This is a genomic window from Lactococcus lactis (assembly GCF_029023865.1).
Lineage (GTDB): Bacteria > Bacillota > Bacilli > Lactobacillales > Streptococcaceae > Lactococcus > Lactococcus lactis.
Genome location: NZ_CP118969.1, coordinates 1,322,076 through 1,346,446 on the forward strand (window position 1 = coordinate 1,322,076; position 24,371 = coordinate 1,346,446).

Annotated in this window: 22 protein-coding genes and 1 pseudogene; 1 reads left to right on the forward strand and 22 read right to left on the reverse strand. The window is 35.3% G+C overall.

All coding sequences use genetic code 11. The annotated features are described in order from the left end of the window. Positions 1-114: 114 nt before the first annotated feature. From PYW37_RS06640 to PYW37_RS06740, 21 genes and pseudogenes are all read right to left on the reverse strand, one after another. The gene (locus tag PYW37_RS06640) at positions 115-1,899 is read right to left on the reverse strand and encodes a helix-turn-helix domain-containing protein (RefSeq protein ID WP_025016764.1); all 1,785 of its coding nucleotides are present in this window, start codon (positions 1,897-1,899) and stop codon (positions 115-117) included. Between the two features lie 135 nt (positions 1,900-2,034). After that, positions 2,035-2,985, reverse strand: coding sequence for a recombinase RecA (gene recA, locus PYW37_RS06645; RefSeq protein ID WP_096824290.1), 951 nt, complete (start codon positions 2,983-2,985; stop codon positions 2,035-2,037). A 16-nt stretch (positions 2,986-3,001) separates the two neighbouring features. Further along, positions 3,002-3,229 (reverse strand): hypothetical protein, encoded by a 228-nt coding sequence (locus PYW37_RS06650; protein WP_025016765.1) that lies wholly within the window; start codon positions 3,227-3,229, stop codon positions 3,002-3,004. A gap of 30 nt (positions 3,230-3,259) precedes the next feature. Further along, positions 3,260-3,403, reverse strand: a complete 144-nt coding sequence (locus PYW37_RS06655; protein WP_155384501.1) for a hypothetical protein — start codon at positions 3,401-3,403, stop codon at positions 3,260-3,262. Next, positions 3,400-4,849 (reverse strand): annotated as a pseudogene (locus PYW37_RS06660) (Y-family DNA polymerase). The gene PYW37_RS06655 and the pseudogene PYW37_RS06660 overlap by 4 nt, the downstream one beginning before the upstream one ends. Positions 4,850-4,861: 12 nt before the next feature. After that, positions 4,862-5,638 (reverse strand): helix-turn-helix domain-containing protein, encoded by a 777-nt coding sequence (locus tag PYW37_RS06665; RefSeq protein WP_025016766.1) that lies wholly within the window; start codon positions 5,636-5,638, stop codon positions 4,862-4,864. A 310-nt stretch (positions 5,639-5,948) separates the two neighbouring features. Further along, on the reverse strand, positions 5,949-7,115 hold the full coding sequence (locus tag PYW37_RS06670) for a nucleotide sugar dehydrogenase (protein ID WP_044009673.1): 1,167 nt from the start codon (positions 7,113-7,115) through the stop codon (positions 5,949-5,951). Next, on the reverse strand, positions 7,115-7,894 hold the full coding sequence (locus PYW37_RS06675; protein ID WP_032943383.1) for a DNA-methyltransferase: 780 nt from the start codon (positions 7,892-7,894) through the stop codon (positions 7,115-7,117). The genes PYW37_RS06670 and PYW37_RS06675 overlap by 1 nt, the downstream gene beginning before the upstream one ends. A 70-nt stretch (positions 7,895-7,964) precedes the next feature. Further along, positions 7,965-9,554 (reverse strand): ribosomal protection-like ABC-F family protein, encoded by a 1,590-nt coding sequence (abc-f, locus tag PYW37_RS06680; RefSeq protein ID WP_025016768.1) that lies wholly within the window; start codon positions 9,552-9,554, stop codon positions 7,965-7,967. Positions 9,555-9,769: 215 nt separating this feature from the next. Then, entirely contained in the window at positions 9,770-10,447 is a 678-nt protein-coding gene (locus PYW37_RS06685; RefSeq protein WP_025016769.1) for a 4'-phosphopantetheinyl transferase family protein, read from the reverse strand. 15 nt (positions 10,448-10,462) lie between these two features. Further along, a complete protein-coding gene (locus PYW37_RS06690) occupies positions 10,463-11,272 on the reverse strand; it encodes a fructosamine kinase family protein (protein WP_025016770.1) in 810 nt (269 codons plus the stop codon). Between the two features lie 65 nt (positions 11,273-11,337). Next, positions 11,338-12,492: an aminotransferase class I/II-fold pyridoxal phosphate-dependent enzyme gene (locus PYW37_RS06695; protein WP_052484074.1), complete on the reverse strand. Its 1,155-nt coding sequence runs from the start codon at positions 12,490-12,492 to the stop codon at positions 11,338-11,340. Then, positions 12,479-13,402 carry a hypothetical protein gene (locus tag PYW37_RS06700; RefSeq protein ID WP_025016771.1) on the reverse strand — a complete coding sequence of 308 codons (924 nt, stop codon included), beginning with the start codon at positions 13,400-13,402 and terminating at the stop codon, positions 12,479-12,481. The genes PYW37_RS06695 and PYW37_RS06700 overlap by 14 nt, the downstream gene beginning before the upstream one ends. Further along, complete coding sequence (locus tag PYW37_RS06705) at positions 13,386-14,048, reverse strand: hypothetical protein (RefSeq protein ID WP_025016772.1); 663 nt, start codon at positions 14,046-14,048, stop codon at positions 13,386-13,388. The genes PYW37_RS06700 and PYW37_RS06705 overlap by 17 nt, the downstream gene beginning before the upstream one ends. Further along, positions 14,032-14,469, reverse strand: a complete 438-nt coding sequence (locus PYW37_RS06710) for a hypothetical protein (RefSeq protein WP_025016773.1) — start codon at positions 14,467-14,469, stop codon at positions 14,032-14,034. The genes PYW37_RS06705 and PYW37_RS06710 overlap by 17 nt, the downstream gene beginning before the upstream one ends. 2 nt (positions 14,470-14,471) lie before the next feature. Continuing rightward, positions 14,472-15,674, reverse strand: a complete 1,203-nt coding sequence (locus tag PYW37_RS06715; protein ID WP_044009671.1) for a DegT/DnrJ/EryC1/StrS family aminotransferase — start codon at positions 15,672-15,674, stop codon at positions 14,472-14,474. Then, positions 15,646-16,848, reverse strand: a complete 1,203-nt coding sequence (locus PYW37_RS06720; RefSeq protein WP_044009670.1) for an MFS transporter — start codon at positions 16,846-16,848, stop codon at positions 15,646-15,648. Before PYW37_RS06720 ends, PYW37_RS06715 begins: the two co-directional genes overlap by 29 nt. Further along, on the reverse strand, positions 16,845-18,653 hold the full coding sequence (locus PYW37_RS06725; protein WP_025016775.1) for a hypothetical protein: 1,809 nt from the start codon (positions 18,651-18,653) through the stop codon (positions 16,845-16,847). Before PYW37_RS06725 ends, PYW37_RS06720 begins: the two co-directional genes overlap by 4 nt. Positions 18,654-18,737: 84 nt before the next feature. Next, positions 18,738-19,703, reverse strand: a complete 966-nt coding sequence (locus PYW37_RS06730) for a radical SAM protein (RefSeq protein WP_025016776.1) — start codon at positions 19,701-19,703, stop codon at positions 18,738-18,740. Further along, positions 19,700-20,785, reverse strand: a complete 1,086-nt coding sequence (locus tag PYW37_RS06735; protein WP_025016777.1) for a hypothetical protein — start codon at positions 20,783-20,785, stop codon at positions 19,700-19,702. The genes PYW37_RS06730 and PYW37_RS06735 overlap by 4 nt, the downstream gene beginning before the upstream one ends. A gap of 24 nt (positions 20,786-20,809) precedes the next feature. Continuing rightward, positions 20,810-21,271 carry a nucleoside 2-deoxyribosyltransferase gene (locus PYW37_RS06740; RefSeq protein WP_025016778.1) on the reverse strand — a complete coding sequence of 154 codons (462 nt, stop codon included), beginning with the start codon at positions 21,269-21,271 and terminating at the stop codon, positions 20,810-20,812. Between the two features lie 513 nt (positions 21,272-21,784). On the opposite strand from PYW37_RS06740, the gene PYW37_RS06745 reads away from it, so the two are divergent. Then, positions 21,785-22,681, forward strand: coding sequence for a helix-turn-helix domain-containing protein (locus PYW37_RS06745; RefSeq protein ID WP_025016779.1), 897 nt, complete (start codon positions 21,785-21,787; stop codon positions 22,679-22,681). 12 nt (positions 22,682-22,693) lie between these two features. Here PYW37_RS06745 and PYW37_RS06750 read toward each other — a convergent pair whose 3' ends face one another. Next, positions 22,694-24,370 (reverse strand): relaxase/mobilization nuclease domain-containing protein, encoded by a 1,677-nt coding sequence (locus PYW37_RS06750; protein WP_044009669.1) that lies wholly within the window; start codon positions 24,368-24,370, stop codon positions 22,694-22,696. Position 24,371 lies beyond the last annotated feature (1 nt).

The window sequence follows — 24,371 nt, forward strand, 5'->3', positions numbered from 1 at the left end:
TAGCTTTCGCTCAACCACGCGAAAAAAAGCACTTCTCAAAAGAGAAATGCTCTGTAAGTCTTGTTATTATAGGTTTCAAATCCGCCATCTGGTGGCGGATGAAATCAAAATTTTTTAATTTTCTTTTCCTAACCGACTAAATCCCTGTGCTTCCAAAATATCATTACACTCAAAAATTGTACTGGTATAGCAACAGTTGAGTAGAAAACGATAAAGAAAATGCAATTCCATATTCCCTAAGCGCTTACTTGACCGTGAAATAAGAATGTCACTAATTTCTGGTGGCAAGTGCAAGCCAATACACAACTGAAGTATCAATTCAAGCGAGACGTTATAATTTTCATCGGTTCGCATACGATAAAGTGTCCGCTCACTAATCAGGGACTGTTCCTCCACTTTAGCAAGTGTGAGTTCCGACCATTTTATTAGAGCCTCTACGGTTCCTGAAAAACTCCCAGGCAGAGACATGGCCAGTTTTTGAAGCTCAATCACGCGATTCCGAATGAGATACTTTTCGTCCACGTTTTTCTTATTGATGAAGTGAGCTTCAAAGCGAATTTCTTGATTGGCGTCCCGATAAAGCACTTCGTCAAAACAAGTGTTCGTTTTCTTATCTTGGGAAACCAATTCAAAAATCAAGCAACATTCTTCCATGTGGTGTCGGGCATACTCTGTCAGTTCCAACTTTCCAAACTTATTCGTTTGGAGATACTTCGGGTCATTCAAACAAAAATGGGAATCCACGTACAGGTAGTTTCCTGTTTCTAGTTTCTCCTGAAGTTCCTTGTTTGTTGCACTTTGACGAATTGCTCCCTCTAAAGAAATCGCAAAAGTCTGTGTTTGAGAAAGTACACCGCGCTTGAAAACATAAGGTTGGACATAATGACCGTCCACATATTTGTAAATACCGCGTGCCTCCTCAAAACCTGCATCAAGCAATCTAATTTTAGCGGCCATTTTTGAGACGTGATAAAAGTTAGCCAAGCTATCAATGACATAAATCATTTCGCCAATCAAATTTGATTGCTCGCCACTGAGGTAGTGATAAACTCCTTGTAGTTCTATCACTTTATCCTTGAAAGGGACAAGTGGCATTTGAAGTCTTGGGGTCAACGTATTGGCTTGCCACTCAATCCAGTCTAGGGTCGTTTTATTACTGAAAGAACTTCTTAGAAAGCGCATTTTGGGTTGAAAAAGCCGAGCAAGGGTAAAAGCCTTGCGGTGTAACAACCAATGGACACATTCATGGACAATCGTATTATTGACTGCCCCATAATTTCGCGTGAGATAATGGCTGGGGTCAATCAGAATGGTGCCACCTTTAATCTCTTCTTCCACCATACTATCAGAAATTTTATCGTAAATTTCTACCTTTGTATCTGTAAAAATGGTCTCCCCAAAGATTGTCCCCGCTTTACTGAGCTTTCGCATTTTAATGTCCAGCCCCAAGTTCTGAGCAAATTTCATGGCATCTAGCACTTGGTTCGTGAGCAACGCTTCGGGATAATACTGTTTGATAATTCCACTTGCCACTTCGTCAAGCTGCTTGCGATGAAGGTAAGGAAGTAAAGTATCAGATAATGGCTTTTGATAAGAAGGTTTTCCTTGATAAGCAGAAACGGACAAGACCTGAAAATCTTCTAACCGCTTTTCTAAATCTCCTGTACAAGAAATCCGCAACCAAAAGTCAAAAAGATTTTCTCCCATCACAAGCTTTGCGACAACCACGACATCAAAGTTTAGCCGCATTAAAGGCACGTCCTCTATGTAAACCGTGCGAACCTCTAAATCTTGTAATGAATCGTGACTGGTCTTTTCCAGATGAGCATTCACTACGTTAAATAACGCTGACAAGAAATGCTTTTTGATGTACTTCGTGAACGAAATATCTTTTTCCATGACTCTCTCCTTGGAATTAACTTATCTCTATTTTGTTAGCCCTAACTTTTGCCGTGTATTCTCCTCAATCATATAAAGCACCTGACTGTGAGTTTTGAGGTAGTCCTTCACTTCAAAAATTCCATTTCCGATTTTCTACCCCTTAAAGCTATACCATTTTCCAGATTGTTGGACAACATCAGCCTTTGCCGCACAAGTGACAATATCGACCGTAGGCGCAAATCCCTCACCCCAAATATTTTCTACCACTGCTTTTTTAAATGGCGAAGCCACCTTATTTTTAACCGTCGTTAGGGTGGTTTTCTTCCCAATCGCCAGCTCTCCCTGTTTGATTTTCTCAGAAGTTTTTACTTCAATCCGGATAGAAGTATAGAATTTTAGGGCTTTGCCGCCTGGTGTCGTTTCCCCCGTACCAAGAAAACCTGACAAATTTGACCGTACTTGATTGATAAATAGTACTACTGTTTTGCTCTTATTGACCAATGACACAATCCGCTTTAAGCGCTCCGACATCATCTTAGCCAGTTCTGCCTGTAGATTAACCCCATCAATCTCAGCTTGTGGGGTCAATGCGGCGACTGAATCAATCACGATAAGATCTAATGCCCCTGTCTTGACCAGTTCTTCTAAAGCGTCAAATGCCTTTTCGCCTGAATCAGGCTGTGAGAAAATCAAATCATCAAGATTCACTCCAATACTCTCTGCATAGTCAGGGTCTAGTGAGTTTTCGACATCAATATAAGCCGCAATGCCACCCAATTTTTGTGCTTGGGCAACGGCGTGTAAGGCAACCGTTGTCTTGCCACTGGATTCTGCCCCAAACACTTCAATCAAGCGCCCACGCGGATAACCGCCAATTCCCATGGCAAGATCGAGGGACAAAATACCAGACGGGAGAGCTTGGACGCGCATTTCTTTCTTGGCTGACTCGTTCATGATTAAATCATCTCCATATTTATCATTTAAGCGTTGCATGGTGGCTTGTAGAGCTTTCTGCTTTTCCAACGGGTCAGTAATCTGCTTAATCGTCCGACGTTTTGAAAGGACAGTTGTCTCGCCTCTCCTTTCACTTTCTGGATTTTCCATTTGAGATTTCTTCCTTTCATTGAATTTCTGAATCTTCCTCTAGGATAATATTCAAAATATGATTCCCAGATAGATCTTGATAGTGTCCGTCTAAGGTTTTTATAATGATTTGATGGTTCTCTCCTAGCCCATAAATACGACCTTTAACCTGTTTTGAGCCAAAACCGTCTTTAAGAAAAACCCGAATCACTTTCCCAGAGCTTAAAGCAAATAATAGCCGAAAACTAATTTCATCTGGTTCCAAGGTAGTCTCAGGTTGCTCTATTTGCGTTGATTAATAGTATTCTCTGTGTGCTGCCGCAAGTTCGGCCGTTGCGAATGGGTTCCACTTCATGACACGTAGGTCTTGATAGTTGCGGATTGCTTCAAATGGGCTATAAGAACGATCCACACGTTTTGTTCCTTCAATAATACTCAATTCAGTCCCTCCAATCCACCAGCCGAATGTACCCCAATCAGCTTACTACGTTCAATCGCCCGCGACCCTCTTTTCAAAATTGAGGCCTTTTGTATGGCTGTAAAGCCTTGCTTTTTTACGAATCCTATCCATCGCTTCTTGAATTTTTTCCTCTTGGTGCTGGCGCGCCATTACCTTATCATCCTCGGCTTCATCAAAGAGGGAAATCAGCCGAAAAGGTGTATCAATCAGGCCATTGGCAGAAATCCCTACTTGACGTACCGCTCCGCCCTCAAAACGTTCCCTGAACAGTTGAAGCACGATTCTCTGAATTTCTACAGTTGAGTTCGTCGGCTCAATCCCTCGTGCAGCGTGAACCGTTTTGCGCGGTTCTTTTGCAGAAAAACCAACAAAGAAACTAATAGAGGTAGCTTCCTTTTTTTCTTTTCTCAGCCGCACCGCCACCTGCTCACACATCTCTTTTAAGACGATTTCGACTTCTCCCTGTCTGGTATAATCTCGCGGTAAGATTGGTGAATTGCCAAAACTGGTAGAAGCCTTTTGATAGTGGTCATGAATACTCGTCTCATCAATGCCATTGGCGTGGAAGAATTGTTGCAAGCCAATCGTCTTCATCTCTCGTTTAATCATGTCTGGGTCCGCATTGGCTAATTCCCGAATGGAGTAAATGCCGATTTTTTCAAAGTTTCGCTTAGTCCGCTTACTAATCCCCCAAAAATCCGTCATTTCTTCTATCGTCCAGACTTTTTCTTCCACATCTTCATAACGAATCAAGGCTCGCATATTCTGGCTATGTTTGGCGTAGTTATCCGTCGCCAATTTGGCTAAAAGCGGATTATCGCCCATGCCAATCGTCACATAAAGTCCTGTTTGATAATAGAGTGTCCGTTGAATTTTCTGTGCCATTAAATCCATTTTCTTGTAGTAATCTGTCTCATCAGGAAAATAATAATCCAGTGATTCGGTCACATCCAAAAAGGACTCATCAATGGAATAAGGGTGGATTTCTGCCCTTGAGGTAAAGGTCGCCAAGATTTTCAAGACTTGGATATTAGACTGAATATAGAGCCCCATACGAGGTGGAACAATATAGGTGTCACGCGCCCAATCCTCGATAAATTTGACGTATTCCTCACTCGGCGGCTCTACATTCCCATAAAAATCACGATGTGTTTTATTCCAGCGGCTATAATTAAATTTACGGGTTTGCGGGTAAAAGGGCAATTCATGACTTCTTCCGACGTTTGACTTGCCAAAAACTTTTTTGAAAGTTGGGCTAGAGGCCAGAATCAGCCCCATCGAGTTGTCGCTGCGGCTCATCACGCAAAGGAAAGTTGTCAACGGGTCTAAGCCTCTTTCTCGGCACTCAATTGACGCGTAGTTAGACTTGACATCTTCAAAGAGTATGGCACGGCGTGGCTCTAACGAATAATCAAAATAGCCCATGATATACACCTCTTAATCCTCAATCAAGTCGGGGTCAATCTCTCGCACACAATCCACAACCGCCCCTAAAATACGCGCGTCTTCCTCTAAAAAAAAGTCCTTATACTGTGGATCAGAATTAAGCGAATGGCAGCGGAAAACGTCTTTCTCCAGAAAAACTTGTTTACAGTAGAGCGTTTCCTCGCCATAGCCTCCCTCGGAGATGACGTAAATGTCTCCATTCACATCAAAGCCGTTATTGACAAAAGTCACGACTGAACCATTCGGAATATCAGGTTCCATGGATTCACCTTTGATTCGTGCAGCACTATCATAGCGTCTGACTGGCGTATCGGTGTAGATAGTATAAGTTTCATAGTTGTCTTTGACACCTGTCCCAAATCCTGCAGAAAGTTCCTCATCTTGGACTTCAACTTCGTAGAGCTCTTTGCGATGATAAGTCTTAATCTCATAGACCACTGATGAATCATGAACCTCTAAGCGACTGGTGTTTCGTTCGACCATGACTTTTGCTAAGTCGCCAAGTGTCTCTTTTTGTTCTTGATATAGATTTTTATAATTATCGACTAAATCAATAACATCTTGTGCCTCTTGCTTCTCCCCTAGGAGATTTTGTAGGGAGACATCATAGATTTTAGTGATTTTTTTGAGTATTTCTAATGTCGGGTTAGTCTCTTTTTGTTCCCAAATTGCATAGGTTCCTTGTGTCATTCCAAGCCTTTTCGCGACTTCTTGCTGCGTCAAATGCTTTTCTTCCCGCAGGGCTTTCAATTTTTTACCGATGTTCATAACGCTCCTCCCAATTATTGAATTTATCAATATTATAATACTGAATATTTCTAAAATCAAGAGATATTATCCAAGAAATCGATAATTAATATTTATCATTTTTCCTCCAAATTTTCTAAAGCAATATTTTCTCCATTATTTTTGCTAATTACCTAGCAATCATCCCCAATAATGAGCCAGATATAGTAAGAAATCCTCTGATTTTCTCCTTCCAAAATCACACAATTAAAAGCTAAGGCTGGATACCTTAGCTTTTAATTGGTGCTTATCATTATATTTCATAAATAATCCGACTACTTCCTCCTGAATTCTAATCCTCCCCATATACGTCACGAGTATAAACTTTTTCTTGGACACTTAGTAGTTGTCTAGAAAATCTGTTAGCAATAATAACGTCCGCCTTGTCTTTAAATTGATCAAAGTCACTATAAACTTGTATATCTTGGAATGTTTTCTCTTTCAATATTGGTTCAAAAATAATGACCCTAACTCCCAATGAAGCTAGCTCAAACATAACATCCTGAATGGATGATTCGCGGAAATTATCGGAGCTTTTCTTCATGACTAATCGATAAACACCAACCACTTTGGGGCGTTTTTTCATAATCATACTTACAATATGGTGCTTTCGAGTTGTATTAGAAGAAACGATAGATTGAATAATATTTTCTGGTATATAATCATAGTCAGCAAGTAATTGCTTTGTATCTTTTGGCAAACAGTACCCTCCATATCCAAAAGAAGGATTATTATAGTTCTTACCAATACGGGGATCTGAACAAATTCCTTCAATTATTTTTTTAGTATCCATTTCCTTAATTTCTGTAAATGTGTCAAGTTCATTGAAGAAAGCAACCCTTAACGCTAAATATGCATTAGCGAAAAGCTTTATTGACTCAGCCTCATTTTGGTTTGTAAGGAACACTGGAATATCTTCCCTAATGGCCCCATTGCACATGAGTTTCGCAAATTTTTCAGCATATAGTGATGTTCCTCCAACGACCACTCTAGTTGGATAAAGATTATCAATTAATCCTTTTCCCTCCCTTAAAAACTCAGGAGAAAATAGTATCTTATCAGTATCGAATTTCTCACACAATAAACTAGTATAACCGACAGGAACAGTTGATTTAATAATAATAACTGCTTCAGGCTTGCTTTGTTGTACATATTCCACGATTTCATCTACTGATGATGTATCAAATTTTTTCTTTTCTACATCGTAGCATGTCGGTGTCGCTATGACAACATATTCTGAAAATCGGATAGCTTCCTCTTTATTTGTAGTTGCTTTCAAATTTAACTTTTTACATTTTAAAAATATCGACACCTCTACGTCGAGAATTGGAGAAATTTTTCTGTTAATCATGTCAATTTTTTTATTGTCTATATCTACTAAAGTCACTTCATTAAATTGCGATAAAAGCACTCCTACCGTCAGCCCTACATATCCAGCACCTATGACAGCTATCTTCATCAACAATCCTCCTTATAATTATCTAAAGCTCCTATCTTCTGTAATAGTTTTTTCCCCTGTACATAGGTTTTCCGATTTGTTTCATATGTAATGAAATTTCTATTGTTTTCAAAGGAACAGATAGCTGTAGTAGCTTGCCCCATAAATGGATCTAAAATCACATCTTTACCAATGGAATAAATTTCAATCAATTTGTTTACTAACTCTTTGGGAAAAGCAGGTGGTCTAGTTGAGTAATCCCACGGGATGTGCCAAATATAATCCAATAATCTCGTCTCAGAAAAAACTTTACTATGCTTTATGAAGCCTTTTCTTTTCTTAAATATCATTACATACTCATAGTTATTCAAAATAAGCGTATTTTCATTAGAGTATATATCGTTAAATTTGTACACTTGGTTTTCAATATACTTAGAATTAATTATATCCCATATAATTGTCCCTTCAATATAAAATCCATGATTAACAAAATATTTCTCTATATCATGCTTTATATCATAATAACAATTTTGATTTTTCCTAGTAATCTCAACAGTACTACAAACATTGATACAAATTGTTCCGTCATCTTTCAAAGAGTCTATACACCTCTTCCAAACCTGATTCAAACTTTGCAAATATCTTTGATATGTTTCTGCAAATCCAATTTGTTTACTGCTTTTATAATCAACTAAGTTAAAATAAGGTGGAGATGTGATAACTAAATCCACGATGGATTGTTTCAGTTCCTCCATTTCTCTTGCATCTTCATTATAGATAAAATTAGTTTTGTTTGTCATAATAAAATCCTTCTTCTCTAAAAAATTCATTTTCCTATTTTCTATGTAATGGCAGTAGAAAATCTAATTCCTAGACCAAATCTATAGGGAGGCTATCATATCTATCAATAGTTCCATTTTGAAAAATCAAGCTTTGATTAAAAATTTTTTTCAAAAAATAACGATCATGAGAAACAGCGATTAGTGTCCCCTGGTATTTTGAAAGAACCTGTTCAATTTCTTCTCTGGCTAAAATATCTAAATGATTTGTTGGTTCATCTAAAATTAAAAGATTAATTTTCTTCTGAAATATCGTCATCAAGTAAAGACGAACCTTTTCCCCACCAGATAAATCTTTAATTCGCTTAGTTACATCACTTGCATAAAAAGCAAATTTTGCTAATTCTCTACGTGCTTCTTGTTCATTCCCAATCAGTGTTTTTGCAACATCAATCAATCTAAGATTTACGTCTGAAAAGGTTATAATCTGTGGCACATAACCAATTTTAGCACTACTTGCAATCTTAAAAGTACCGCTATCTGCTTTAATCTGTCCCATTAGAATTTTCAATAGACAAGTTTTCCCAGAACCATTATCACCTAATATAGCTATCCTATCATTTCTTAAAACTGTAAAATTTGCATTCTCGAAAAGGATCCGATTCCCTATAGTCTTTACTAGCCCTTCTACGACGATTTGCTCTTTTCCAGCTTTTTCTGTACTCTTTACTTCAACTCTTAACCTGTTTTCATTGCGAGGAGGTTCCTTAATAAGAATCATTCTCTCTAACCGATGTTCAATTTCCTTTGCTTTTTTATAAAAATCTTGATTATCTCCCTCGTTTGCCCATTGCCGAAATTGCCTAATAAGTTTTTTTAGACGCAGAATTTCTCTTTGCTGAAGTTCATAGCTTTTTTTTAGTCTTTCAATCTCTTCCTTTTTTTGCTTAACATATTCCGAATAATTTCCCTTATAGCTGTTAGCTTTCCCATCTTCAAGCTGAACAACTTTCTTGACAGTATTATTTAAAAATTCTCGGTCATGAGAAATCACTATGAAAGCTTTATGAGTTGTTTTAAGGTAGTTTTCAAGCCAAATAATTCCTGTCATATCTAAATGATTCGTTGGTTCATCTAAAAGTAACAGTTCTGCATCAGACAAAAGAATTCTTGCTAACTCTACCCGTACCCTTTCGCCACCACTGATAAAAGACATCGGAAGGTACATTTGCTCTTCTAATCCAAAACTTTTAAGTATATTCACAATTCTATCTTCAATAGAGAACCCCCCAAGCGATTCAAACTTCTCTTGGACATTTCCATAATGATTTAACATTTCGTCAGAAGGAGAGGATTCATTAGAAAGCTGTTCTTCTAATTCTTGCAACTGTTTTTTTAAATAACCAATTTCCTCAAAACTTTCAAGAATATACTGAAAAGGTGATTGCTCTCCTATCGATAGTTCTTGCTGAACATACCCGATTTTTAATTTTTTCTTTTTATTGATACTCCCCAATTCTGGTGATATCTGACCAATCATAATTTTAAAAAGGCTAGTCTTTCCAGTGCCATTGTTTCCAATAAGGCCCATTTTATCACCTTCATTTACAGCAAAATCAAGCCCATCAAAAATGGGTAGCCCATCATAATTTTTTGTAATCTTAGTCAACTGAATTAACATATTTCTTCCAATCAATATTATTAAAAATGGAGTATCCGCAGCAGTATTCAATAGGTAAACATATTAAATCGTCTTTTTACTTACTGTGGATACTCTATATCCTTATCTTTATTCCTAATGTACGTATTTCTAAGATAGTATAGAATGAATTAGCTTGTAATAATAATTTATGTATTTTATAGATTAAATGCTTTTTGAACACCAAAGCAGCAAATCTACATACTTTTATTCAACTTCCCTTTTACAACTTGAAGAGGTTTCTGACTAAAGGATACAACTTTACATTTTAAATGAGTTCCTATATATCTAAAAATTGGACAATCTACTTCAAACTGGTCAGACTCAATTTTTTTCTCTCTAGTAACATCGAAAGAATTTAAAGGAAACATTAATCCAACACCATAATATTTTAATAGAGCTTCCTTAGAACACCAAATGTAATAAAATTTTTCAAGAGGTTTCTTTGATTTATGAATTAATTGATATTCATTTCTAGTGAAAAAACGTCGAGCAAATTCTAAGAATTTTTCTCTTTCAATCATACTCTCACAATCAATACCGATACTACTACTTGTTGTGATTGCCAAACAAATTATTTTTTGACTATGACTAATAGAAAAGTTCAATCTCTGACCACAAATATATGGTTTCCCCCACTGATTATAGCTAAACATTGTATGATTTAAGTTAAGACCTATCTCACTCATCACGGCATCAAAATAATCTTTACTATTTCTGCTTGCATTTGCCCCAAGTCTATCCATAAAAATATAATCGTACTTTTCTAACTTATATTTTCTTCTACCCAAAATTTTAAATGTGTTTACAAATTTATTTTCACATCCAAATAAATCAATTATTTTTTTCATAAATTTTAAAGCTATACTAATCACTAACTTCTTCCACCATTATTTTTTTAATTTATCTTGCCAAAAATAAAATGCAGAAATATACGCTTGTACATCGTTAGAATGATGTTTTAGACATCTTCCAATCCTGACAATTATCCCGAACAAAATTTCGTGAATTTTATACTCACACGAAAATACTTTTTTATAATTAAGTAAGTCAATTATATCTAAAATGTATAAATCCTTTATCTCTTCTGGTGTGGAAAGATACGCAAATATTAAATCATAAATTGGTACACCATAGATTGGCATGGGATCAATTATCCCGTTGATTTTATCCTCGTAAAAAATAACGTTATAAATTCCTAAGTCACCGTGAAGCAAATAAGGTTTTTCAGATTTAATATTGCTTAAAGCAATTTTTTCTATGATATTATCAATATCAATTTCAAAATTTATATCTGGGTTACCATTGATAAACATTTTTGCCTCTTTTCCTCTTTCGTGTAGAAAGCTTTCCCAACTTCCTACAGGAAAATTGGCTCTGCCCCAAATCTTTTTTTCAACGACTTGATATTTATTTACAATATTATTCACTAAAAACTTCAAAAGATATTCTTTATTGAGATTATTTTTTGTTCTCCCCTCAATGTATTTATATATGATAAAGGAATCATCAGAAGAAATTGCCAGTAGTTTAGGATACCACTCTACCTTTTCATAGTAATTCAAAAACATAGATTCATCCCGTAACACCTGAGAATTGTTCAATTTTATAACTATGCCACCATAAAGTGGTAAAGAAATATGGAAACAACTGCTTAATGTACCTCCCGATAATTTTTTTACTTTTAAGTTATTTTTCAAAATGCTTCCTCTCTCTTCATCATAGCCGCGCGACCGCATGATCTACTTGTACAGAACTCCGTCTTTTAATGGTATTCAAACGATAAACAGCAATTATCAATTCTGTCAAACGTTTCCTTTAAGACTTCCATATCTTTAGTAGCAGATATTCTGATATATTTTTCGCCAAAAGATTTACTAAATAGATTCCCTGGGGCAACTAAAATTTTATATTCTTTCAGTAACCTCTTAGAAAATTCAATTGAACTCATTCCAGTATTTTCTATATTGATAAAGGCAAACATTCCTCCTTGGCATCTTTTCATCGAAAGATATTTGTTTTTTGATACTCTAAAGAAAATATAGTTCAGCCTATTTTCCAAACATTTTTTATATTTGTCCGCTATTTCTAGATTTTCAAGTGCATAAATTCCAGCTTTTTGCGAAATTGTTGGGGCAGTATATGTTAAAAAATCACTAATTTTTCTAGCAGCATCATTTATAAATACCGGCCCAATCATGTACCCAATTCTCCAACCAGTCATGGCAAATGCTTTTGAAAAGCTCCCAAAAATGACTGTATTGTTTGGAGCATATTTGGCAATTGAAGTATATTTGGGCAAAAAACAGAGAAGATTATATACTTCATCGGAAAAAATATATATTCCATGATTCTCTGCCAATCTTGCCAATCCTTTCATTATCTCCACACTATATACCTCTCCAGACGGATTATTCGGTGAATTTAGAATTATCACTTTAGTTTTATCAGTAATTGTTCGCTCCATTTCTTCCAAAAAATTTTTTGAGTTTTTTTGGTAAAACCCATTAAAAAAAACAGGAATTCCATCACAGGCTAAAACCTGTTGCACATACGGAGAATAATAGGGCTCAATTATTATAACTTCATCTCCAAAATCAAGAACAGCTCTCATTGCCAAATACATTCCGTGCATAGCCCCCACCGTAGCTCGTATCTGCTCAGTAGCAAAATCCAACTGATATACTTTCCTATAATACTGCTTAACGGATGAAATGAAATCATCATCTCCGTCAGGTTTTGTGTACCCAGTATTCCCCTTTAAAGCATCGGAAAATGCAAATTTAACTATTTCATGATTTGTACCTAAATCTGGTTCACCAATAGCGAGATCTATTAGTCCATTTGAGTCGTCTGATTTGCTTGAAAGCTCTGATAACATTCCATCTGCTGTTCCCTCCCACCTCTTAGCTAATCTCATCTTCTTCACTCATCTTATCCTTTCTTTCAACAAGCTGATTTTTTATAAAATTCTGAACGTACGTAATCAAATCATTTAAATCTATCATCAATTTTTCTTTCAAGATTTTATTAAAATACTCTAACCTCAATATTGTTTCTGTAGTCAAATCAAGAATTGGGACATTACTAGGACTATCAACCAATAAACAGTGTTCATAACCAAATAACGAGGGGAACGGGGAAGTTACAAGATACTGCCCTCTCTCCTCCATTCCTATTATTACTGATTTAGACAAATGAAGTCCATCTATGATTAAGTAGCTATTATCAATTTCAGAATTATCAAGATATCTATATCGTAATGCATAGCTTTCATATCCTTTCAATAAATCTTCTTCATTTATTTCTCCCAAGGGGTAAGCACTCTTTAATGGATCTAGTGTAAATGGATTAAAGAGTCCGTACAGTTTTTCAATAGGTAAGAATCCATATCTTATCTTTTTTGATAACGATGTCTCAACTTTTATATTTAAGAGATTAGACAGCTCAGAAATCAAGCTAGCTAGTTGAATACCAATATTCTTAAACTCTACATTTAAAAATGGATAATTATGACATTCTTCTGCAATTGGAAGTAGAATTTTTCCTGTTACACCAAATTTTGAAGAAAAAATGAACACATTTAATGTCTCGAGAAGAAAAGACAAAGGAAGTTTTTCAATCTTTCCCTGTGATTTATATATACAGACGCCTCCAACAACACATCTTATTTTATTTTGATTTTGATTTAAATTATATCCTCCCACTATCAGCTCTGATAGGTCATCTAAACTACTACTCCACTCTTTATCAAGAGAAGTTATTCCCATCTTTTCCCATAAATACGGATTCCCCTCTCCCAATTTTAGTGCTTTATTTCTTCCGTCCATGTCTTTCTTTCTCCAGAATTTCTCCTGCCAAAAATAATCTTTCGATACCAATTCCAAAACAACATGAAAAAATATCTTTTCTTTTTGTGAAAAAGTCACCATGTACATTTCCAGAAGCAATGGAAAACTTCTTTCCCTCTTTGTTAAATATTAATTCTTCTTTCTTTTGGTCTGAATCAATAAAACTGTCGTCAGCAATTCTCCATTCGCATTTTATTTTTAAATAGTCCTCAATAAATCCTTTTACAGCCTCCTTTACAAAATCATACTCTTTACTAAGAAATTTATCGTCTCCAGTAAGTATAATCTCAAAAACATTGAAACACTCAAGTCGTGTTTCTGAATAAGGAGTTCTTAGAGGTTCAAGGCGGTGCACCCTGTTAATTCCGAAAAATCTCCCATCGCTAAAGCTTTGCTCCTGATCAAAAAATGATAGACATGCAGCATGAACCAAATAACCGTTTCTATGAGAAGATTCGATATTCTGCGGATGGAAGTACTGTTTACTAGATAAAGAAGGAAGCCACAGATATTCGAAGTCAAGAGTTGAAAACCTATTTTTTAAATCAGTCTGAATTTTATCTATTTTCTCTGCACTCTTCCCCCGAAGATACAAGGCTCCTATGTCATTATTTATATGGTTCAATTTTTTCTACTACCTCCTTTATTTTTCTTAAAGAATCTTTACTATTCTTGCCCTGCTGGATACCAACTAGTACTTTTCCGTCCACTATTTTAAATAGAACCAATCTATCAAATTGAAATTCAAGCCATCTTCTAAAGATTGGTAGTTCTATATTTACTACTACCGCATACCAATCCGTCCAAGCAATGTTATTAAAATTTTTTGAAAGCCCAATTGACAAGTTTTCTAATGACTCGTATGATTTTTTATTTAATTCTTTTAAATTAAACTGTACATTGAATCGCGTTTCAAGGTAAGAAAATAGTTCCAGAAGCTCCAAAGATTCAATATCCTGTTCGTTAATCCTTGTTCTTGTATCTACATACTTTTTTCTCTTCGAAAACCACTTTAGCATTTCTTCAAGGATTTCTTTATTAGTCACTGTTATTTACCTGCCAAAATTTCTTTGATAATACGAGCACATTTTTTTGAATCTTCACTTGACATTTGCGTTCCAACAACAAAAACTCTATCCCAAATAGACTTCTCATACTCTAGAAGATTTTCCTCTTCATCAGACCACCATCCTTTGGAATTCATCCAGGGCTTTAGCCAAGGAGTTTCAATTAATGAAGGATAAATCCAAGCAGGTACTCCTTCTCTATTTAGAACTTCAACTAGTAAATCTCTTCCTTTTTTGTTCCAATTAGTTGGAAGAACAATCACATTATCAAACCAAACTATTTTAGAATCTAAAGCGACATCCTTTTTTGCAAGGGTTACACCACTATCTTTTAGAATATCTGTAAAAACTCTCGCCGATTCCATTCGTAAATCTGACTTCTCTTCTAACTTTCGCAGTGAAAATCTTCCTAAAACTGCTTCCATCTCGCCACCTCTAAAATTAAACCCAGGTGTAATTGCCTGAATACTGTCACTTTTCCCGTGGTGACCGATTATTCTCATCCTTTCGCCAAGCTCTTCATCATCGTAAAGATTCATTCCCCCTTGCCCTGCACCAAATAATTTCCTATTTGAGCCAGCAAATGTCGAGATATCACCACGTTTTCCCGCAAAATCATTCCCTATTTTGCTTCCTAATGCCTGACTAGTATCCTCAATAAGATATTTAGATGAAACCTTATTTACAATGTTATCAATATCCACCACATTACCAAAAAAGTGTGTAACTAACGATAATGGGGCCTCGTAATTTACTTTAAATTCTTTTGGAAATTTTCCAAGTAAAGTGATTGGATCTGTGGGAACAAATCTAGGTCTTAATCCTGCATGATAAATAGCATTTAGGGAAGAAATAAATCCTGACGAGGTAATCGTCACATTAGTACCTTCAGGTAGCTCAAAAGCCCTAACTGCTGTAACTAATGCAGAACTTCCCGAGCTGTGAAAGAATCCATTTTTCTTTCCAATCAAATTAGCAAATTCTTTTTCAAGCTTCTTTGCTTCAGGTCCCCCACGCCAATAACATAATTTTCCACTTTTTACCACTTTTGCAACAGATTCAGCTGCTTCAACGCAAACACCTGTATCTTCATCAGGAAGTGGCAGAGCCTCCTCTCTTAAGTTATATCTAAGATTTTCTAATCTCAAAATTTCTTCAATTGTTCTCAAGTTGTTGTTTTTCATCCTTTTCTCCCATCTCAAATTTTCTTGATATAATAAAATATGTGAGTACAGAAACTCCGTTAATAAAGGCCAAGACTAACACGGTAACCCATAAACCAAACGTACCTAAGACAAATCCTATTATTAGGTAACATATCCCCAGAGAAATACTGGAAATAGCATTTCCAATTGATAACATACTTGCTCGTACTTCCGATGGCAATAATCCGTGAATGTAGTTTACGTTTAATATGCTGCACATATAGGGTAAACTCGTTAGTGCAAAATATGTTACAAAATACAATCCGTTAATATGAAAAATATTAATAATGAAGCTTGCACTAGAAAGTCCCATTAGTATCCAAATTAGCTTTTTCGTGCTAATAAACTTGTTTATCTTTGGAGTAATGTAAATGGCCCCACCAGATGAAAAACGCCCTGCCATTATCAAAATTGCAATAATAGTTGTTTGGATTCCTATAATATGAAAAAACTGCTGAGAAAACATTATGAAAGATAATGCCGTACCTTCAAAAAAAGATAATATCAAAAATATTTTAAAAACGATTTTTCCATTATCATCTCTAGCGAATAGTGCCAATGTTTCCTTTAAATTTACCTTCTTTTCTTCTCCATTTTCCTCTGTAGTCTCCTCTTGAATTCCCAAGATGAAAATCATAGCAACTACTATCATTACGGATGTAAGACCATAAACCAGATTCCATGAATATTTTTGAAGAACTCCTCCAATAACTGCAGCTATGGAAAGAGAAACATAAGAAAGAGACATTGCTTTACTTAATGTTGGTAAGAATTCCTTTTCTTGATTTCTACTTTTTAAATTGTCATACAATAAGGACTCATCTGCACCTGAAATGAAGGCCATTCCCGCTCCCTCTAAAATGAACAGACCAACAAAAACTGGAAAAGATGAAAAGATTAAATAACCAATGGAAGAAATCGCTAATGCCAATAAACCTATACATACACAAAATTTTCGACCAAATTTATCTCCAAAGAATCCAGCTGGAATCTCTATAAAAAATTCACCCAACAGCAAAGCTACCTCAAGGATGGAAAGTTCTGCTACACTGACTCCTCGCTGAGTACCCAAAAAAATCATGAATATACTTTTTTGAAAAACTAAATTTGAGAAAAAGTAATATCCTAAGTATCGTCTTATAGTATTTTTCATTTTGTTTCTCCTTCAACCGAGATAAAATGTCTCCTAAGCGAAATCCCTAAATTTTGAATTGTAAAAACTGTGAAATAGTAGCCTTGCCCAGCAATTTTATCATCAAATTCAATTTCAAATTCAATTTGATCCCCACCTTTAATTTTTTTCATCTTTTTGGGTGCGTTTAAGACATTATCCTCAATATAACTTGGAACAAACCAACCAAAATAAATATCATCTGATTCTTTAGAATCAATCTCCACCTTTACTGGTATCCTCACTCCTCGCTCTACGTGATCAGGTGCATAAACGCGCATATCTGGAGTCTTCTCCATTTTAATAGCCTTATCCCCACATCTATAGCAAAATAGCATTTCAATTGAAAAATCATACATTGAAAAAGGCTTAAATTTAAAATGCAATGCATCATTACCACACTCACACTTCACAACTTCTACGCTATTTTCATCTATATACGAACGTGAAGTCTCATAATCGTCAAAACTCATTATTGAATTGAATTGATCTTTAAGAATCTCTTCACCAATAAATTCATTTAATACATTTATCTTTTGCTTCCATTGTTTCTCTGAATTTCCCATATTATTGTAAAGACTATTTCTTGAAATAGAATCTGCAGACTTTATCAAAAAATTACGTATCAACTTGCTAATCTTCCCATTTTCATCTAAAAATCCACTAATTTGATATTGCCTAGCCCTATTAATTGACTCAATTAATGCTTCAGATGGATAAGCTTTCTCAAATTCAACAGACTCTTGAGGTTCAATTCCTATTTGCAGCATACTGAGTTGGGACTGAGCACCTTTTAGTGAGGAATTAATAATGTTGGGAATATTTTGAAAGCTATTGGCTACAACCCTATCTAGTTCAATATAGTCCGAATTTTGAGCTGTAACAGCCACATTGATTGTTTTAGCCACACCATCAATTGCGTTAAGCAGTAAGCTATACTTTTCATCGTATAATGCAAGATCAGAAAAAGGTGCATTATTACATGAGCCTAGCGTTAAGTTTTGAGCAATAATATCGCATGCAGGAATCAATTTATGCTCATCTTTAAAACACCCCTGATTGCAGTACCCACATTGAGGAGAAAAAGTAACTTTTCTAGAAACTTCAATATTTCTTCCACAAACTGTGTATTCTTCAAGATTTAAATTATCTTCCTTTCCATGGCCGTATAACAACAGTGAATCCCAATTTGTGCTTAACAGGATTTTTTGAATGTCCATTTTATGCAGTTCAGGCTTATCAAATATTACAAGATTGGGAGATTGCTCCAACCATTTTTCTTTCCTTTTAAGATTTATTTTTTTACAAGATAAAATCCCATTTTGCACAGCTACATTATCGTGATTTACTTCAACAAATTGTTTTGCACATTGCCATGATAAAGAGCAAATGTCCCTCCCGATTATGGCACAAATGTTAACTTTTAATTTTTCAGCGTTGAGAAATAAAGATTTTAAATCATTGTAGCGAAAATCTTCATAAATTCCAAAAAATACAATAGAAGTATTGTGAAATTCATAATTCTTCATTTCTTCAATTGTCAACCATTTTTCGGCTAAAGCAGACTTATATCCCTCAAAGTTACTTAAACCGCTCAAGTCTACACCATAAATTACTTTTTTGGGCGTGGAAAAATTTGTATAAAAACCATTTGAGTCTTCAATTACCTTTTTTAAATTTTCACGATTTTCAACTAATACGGGTAATTGATTATTCTCGCTAAAGTCGTGACTTTTTAATGCTTCAAAGAAGTTGCTTTTTTCCGAAAATGTTTTAAAAAGTTCCATCATTTTTTCCTCTAATTTCTATTAATTATGGTGTTATACACATGTTTAACCGCTAAAAATCAACTATTCATAAGAGATATAGAATTAATACTCCCAATCACTTTTTTCACTGTATGAATAATCCCTTTCTCCATAAAATGCAGCAGTAGAAGAGCAACCGTTACAAATTTCTTTACCATGAATTCTATATTTTTGTGCAATCCTATCAATTGCATCATTCGTATATGCAAATTTTTCATTTTCAGAAAAATGATAATAGTCTTCTTTTGGAAGTCCTCTATGAGGAAGCAATGAGCAAACATAAATGTTATTGTTTTTTGCATCATAATATCTTACCCTAGATGTCATACTACACTCCGTCCGAACTCTTGGTGGTATAGATTCCTTAAAGTACATGTTCTGCTCTTGAAGGGTATCTCCACACCACATCTTTCCAAAAGGAATTATACCATCGTCTGAAAAATATACTTTTTCAATTACTTCATGAATTTCGTCATAAGTGGCATCATATTCTATTTTTTCCTCTAATTTTAAAGCAGACAATTCCCAGTAGTCAACTCCTATTTTGGAAAATTCCTCTTTCAGTTGTGGCATCCTCTTATAATTATGAGGACCACAAACCGTATTTACTCTAGTTAGTATTCCTAACTCTTTACACCGTTTTAAACCATCTATAGCCTTATTATATAAATCCTTTATTTGTCGATTATTGTTATGATTTTCCCCTATATCATCAATACTAACTATAATCTGGCTGAGACCTGCTGCTTTCAATTTAGCTACATTTCTACTTAATAATGAACCATTAGTGATAATTGAGCACTTAATTCCTAAATCAGTAGCTTGTCTGATGTATGTAGGAAGATTTAAGTCTAGTAATGGTTCTCCACCTGTGAACCTAATATAATTAACCTTTTGTCGTAAACATTCTTCTAATATTTCTTGATACTTTTCTGGAGAAAGCCGAAAACGATCGTTAGATTTTGCAAAATTACAGAACCAACATCCTGCATTGCATGCTTCATGTAACCTGATGAACAAATACTTCATAATAGTCCCTCCCTTTCTAATACAGTTACCAATTGATTGGCTCCATTTCCTATGATACTTCCATCCTTCCTTTGCACGTCTGCAACAGACGCTTCCAAATATTCGATAATCCCTTGGACGATTTGAAAATGATGATATACCCAAGCCTTTCTTAAAATATTTCTAACAATTTGAACTGCCAAGCATTCTTCTATCTCTTTCGATATAACATACTCATTTTCTAGCATTGCGAGAGAAATTCCCTTTTCACCGAGATTGACATACTTCTCAAGTAATAATGCCTGAGAATAATTTGAGGGAAGTAGGTAGAAAGGAGCAATATTTACTGATTTTGCTTCGAGATAGAAAGTTAATCCTGGCGTAGTAAATACCTTCTTTGATGTTCTTGCTTTAGCTAAGAAGTCGGCGTGAGAGAAGTGTTTTAATACAAATTTACCATTTTCGAATTCTCTAAATTCACTAATTTGTTCCTCGTTACAAGCGAAGAAAACTCTATCGAAATTTTTAAGGTTAATTCTCTCAAAAACCTGAAGATAAAACTTGAGATATTCTTTTCCAAAATCGTCTCCCTCATACGGTGTAAAAACCCCAGATACATTAACTAAGATATCATTTGTCTTTTCCTTTTCCATGTTAGACTTTTCAATCTCCAAAATAGGATTAATAACTTCTACATTTTTTAGATTTTTTATCTTTAAATCATCTATAAATATATTTTGAACAAAATAGTAATTTGCCTTTTCTATTCCTGATATGGGACAATCCCACATCCAACTAAGACTATCAATAAAAACTTCGATTGTTTTTTCATCAATAATCTCTTGAATATGACAGTTCATAACATTGATTACCAAATCATATTCATTCGAAATACAATTCCACGTAGTCTTATCAATATTTTCAGTATCTCTTTCAATAAATGTCTTAACTGCTTTTGCATTTGTTTTCACATAATCTAGGCAATTTCCATCACCCATAAAGTCAATTAGAGCATCTCTTCGTTTAGCAATTTCATTTAGTATTGTTACCATTTTTGATGACGGACCTAGTCCGAAATTGGTAGTTACAGCTAATATTTTCATGCCGTTTCTCCCTCTTATTTTTCGTTAAATATTATTCAAAAATTCATTTAGAGATTCCATTAATTCTTTATCATCTAGCTGCGGGAAATCCAGTTGAGATGAGTAATTTTTAATTTGTGCTGTATCAATCATTCCCAAGCCCTCGTATAACGGAGTTTTTACTCCAAAAGCATTATTTATGGCTAAAAATATTGGTTTGCCAAATGCAGAAGCCCATCCTAATTCTACTGCACACCCATAGCTATCATTTGGAAAGGCAACATAAACATCACATTTTTTCATAGCTTCGAAGTCTCGTTGAGTACAGATTTCCCCTGGTGCAATCTTTTCACCAAATTTTTCAATCTCAATTGCACAAAACACTTCATGTCCCTGACTTCTTAAAACATTGATAAATTCACAGATAAATTTTTCCCTTTCCAAACAACGCTTTTTTGACTTATCATTCAATATTCCAGTTATTGGTGTTCCTAGCAGTATTTTCATATTTGATTTCCTTTATTTTCTGGTTTCCTTAATCTTAATAGTCGTCAAACAATCAGTTATAACAGACAGGGAGCTTTGCTCTCTGTCTTGCCTTTTGTCTAGATAAAAGGGGGCAGGTAGTTTTTCCAAATAAATAAGGCTAACTGATTCAAAAAAATTTACCAAATAATAATTGGATAAGACAAAATTGCGACTGTTATCACAGTTAAGAAATAAATAAATTTATATTTCTTCATTAACTCTTTTCCTCCTTGACAATTAATTCCCCTAAGAGTAGTAATTACATTTACGTTTGTTTGGAATATTCAAACAATTATATCCGTATCACCACCTTCTACTCATGCTAATTTTACAGCAGAACAATCATTATTCTACCGAACAAAATAAACAAATTTTTAAGCAATATAAACTCAAGTTTCCTTATGAAAATTGCTCTCAATAGTGGTATAATAGTGTTCGAGGCAGTATTATTTGCTCTTTTTGTGTTTAAGCAATGTAAAGGAAGAAGGTAAAATGAATAAAATTTATCCAAATTACTCTGAAGCAGAAAAGGCCATTGGTGCTACTTTCAAGTTTCTTCGTGAGTCAAAGGGATTTTCTCAAGAAGAGGCAGCTGGTGATGAAATCTCCTCTCCACAACTCTCAAATTTTGAAAATGGAAAAACTATACTAGTAACTAATCACTTCATTGCTCTACTACGAAATATCAATGTTGATATGTTCGAGTTTCAAAATGCGTATAACCAATACCTTAGAAATAAGGATATTCTTTTATTTAGCGTTAAGCTTTCTGATGCAGTAATGGAAAGAGATATTAGCAAACTCAAGCTTTTTTCTAAAAATCTTGAAAAATTGCTAGAAAGCGATCCTCATAATAAAACACTAAAATTGGATAGCATTAGGATAAAATCAGTACTTTCTTTTGTCGATAAAACATGTGTCATTACCAAGAATGAACAAAGCTTTTTAATAAGTTATCTATTTAATTTGAAGGAATGGGGAATGTACGACATTCGTCTTCTAGGTACATGCGCTCAATTCATTGATCTCATAAAACTGGCTGAATTAACAAATCGGATGATTGATCCTTCGCAAATAAATATTGAGCTCTATCATGTGAAACATGCAGTCGTACAATGTGTCTTGAATATAATCAATATATTTGTAGAGCAAAAAATGTTTGAACCAGCGAGGCGACTTATTTTATACCTAGAAAATAGTGAAATTCACGAGTATTTCATGTTTGATAAACTTACGCTTATTTATAATCGTGCAAATTATTCATACAAACGGGGGGATTCAGATGCACTGGAAATAATGGAACAGTGCTTGAAGGTTCTGGAGTTCTGCGGTTGCTCAAAAACCGCAACTCAAGTATCTGATGAGCTTAAAAATTTGGAAAAGGAATAATTTTTATTCAGCTTATTTCAGATTCCTCTTTCCTTTCCAGCTTTCATCTACTTTATTGCTGTTTACTAGGATTACTTGATATTCGCCAATTTCCCTTATTGCATCATCATTAATCTCTTTCAACAGTCTGCGGCTAGCCTGGACCGAACCAATCTGATTTTTTATCTGTTCAAGTGTTTCGTCTTGATAATCTGAAATGTTGCTGACAATCAATTCTTTAGCCGAATCATTTAACTCTCTGATTTTATTGTCTAATTCCTTTAATCTATCTTTTGCCTCTTGCACTGCTTCAAGCAGTTGCTGCTCTAATCGCACCAACTGCTCTCCCCCCTCGGTCACCCCGTGGCTCGCTAAAAAGTTAATGGCCTCGGTCAATTCGTTAATGGTCGAAATCACTTTTTCTTTGGCGATAGGAACAGTGCCATTATAAAGGCTGAGCTGCCACATGAGGGTTGGCCCCTTCATAAAGCGATTATTGGCTGCGCCTGCCGTGTCCATGAAATAAAAATAGTCATTGGTTTTGAGGTAGAGATTATAATTACCGTCCTCTAGCAAGTCTGTCTTATAAGCACCAATGAAAATCACACCATGTTGAGCAAGCCCGAAATCCACATTAATATAAATTCCTTTGGCCGTCACATGATCAATCTGCCAAGGCTCAATCGTCACTTGATAATCGAAATCATTTTTTCTGGTTTCGATTTTTTCTTCGTATTGATTGACGACATCGGCCACAGAAAAAATTCCTGTATTCTTTTTCAGATGGGCTTCAATCCGATCCAAATTATAGCGTTCTGGGTCAGACTTGACCAAGTTCCGCCCACGCGTATTTCTTACTTGCACATCATCTAGTAAACGATAAGTCGCCCACTTACCAGAAAAGTCCACGGCTAAGTTGAGCGCTTTGGCTTTTGTTTTGAAATCGTCCAGGTCTAGCGAATGCTCCAATAAAAAGTCCAAACGCGATTTAATCCGCAACTTAAAAATATTTTCTGTCTGCCATTTGGTGTACTTGGCGTGAGAATTTTTAGGCGAGACTTCTATAATTTTTGCACCAGCTTTGGACGCAATCCGATCCGAGATTTTTTGAAAAGCCTCGTAAGTCATATCCTTGACCTTACCGTTTCTCAAACGAGGCAGCTGCCACTCAAACTGCTTGCCTGTCATCGCGTTTGTGGAATTAAAGACAATGTGATTATGCAGATGCGCTTTATCAACGTGCGTCGCAATGACAAACTCATACTCCCCACCTGTTAATTCCATAACCGTCTTTCGTCCCAACTCATGAACTTCTTCAGGGCTTAAGCCGTCTTCAGGTGAAAAGGATTGAATCAAGTGATAAGCCAGCACCGCCTGCTTGCCATTTCTTGCCCGCTCTAAACTTTTGAGAGAAAACTCCAGTCGCTTGGTTTTAGGATTAAAGACAAAATGCTCGCCATTTTCTTTGGCCGCAAGTTGTTTGGTGGCAATGAACTCTTCTGAGGCTTCATAGACATTATGGATCATGTAGCCTGATACCAACTGTTTGGCAAAAGTCTTTTCATCATTCATCATGTAAGGAAAGATATTATCCAAATGCACTGTTACTTCGGATTTTTCGACCAAGGTCTTTGCGGCGTTCTCAATATAATCTTTGGAATTGCGCAAACGATCAATCGTGTGAATCGCAAAATGTTTGGTATAAACCATA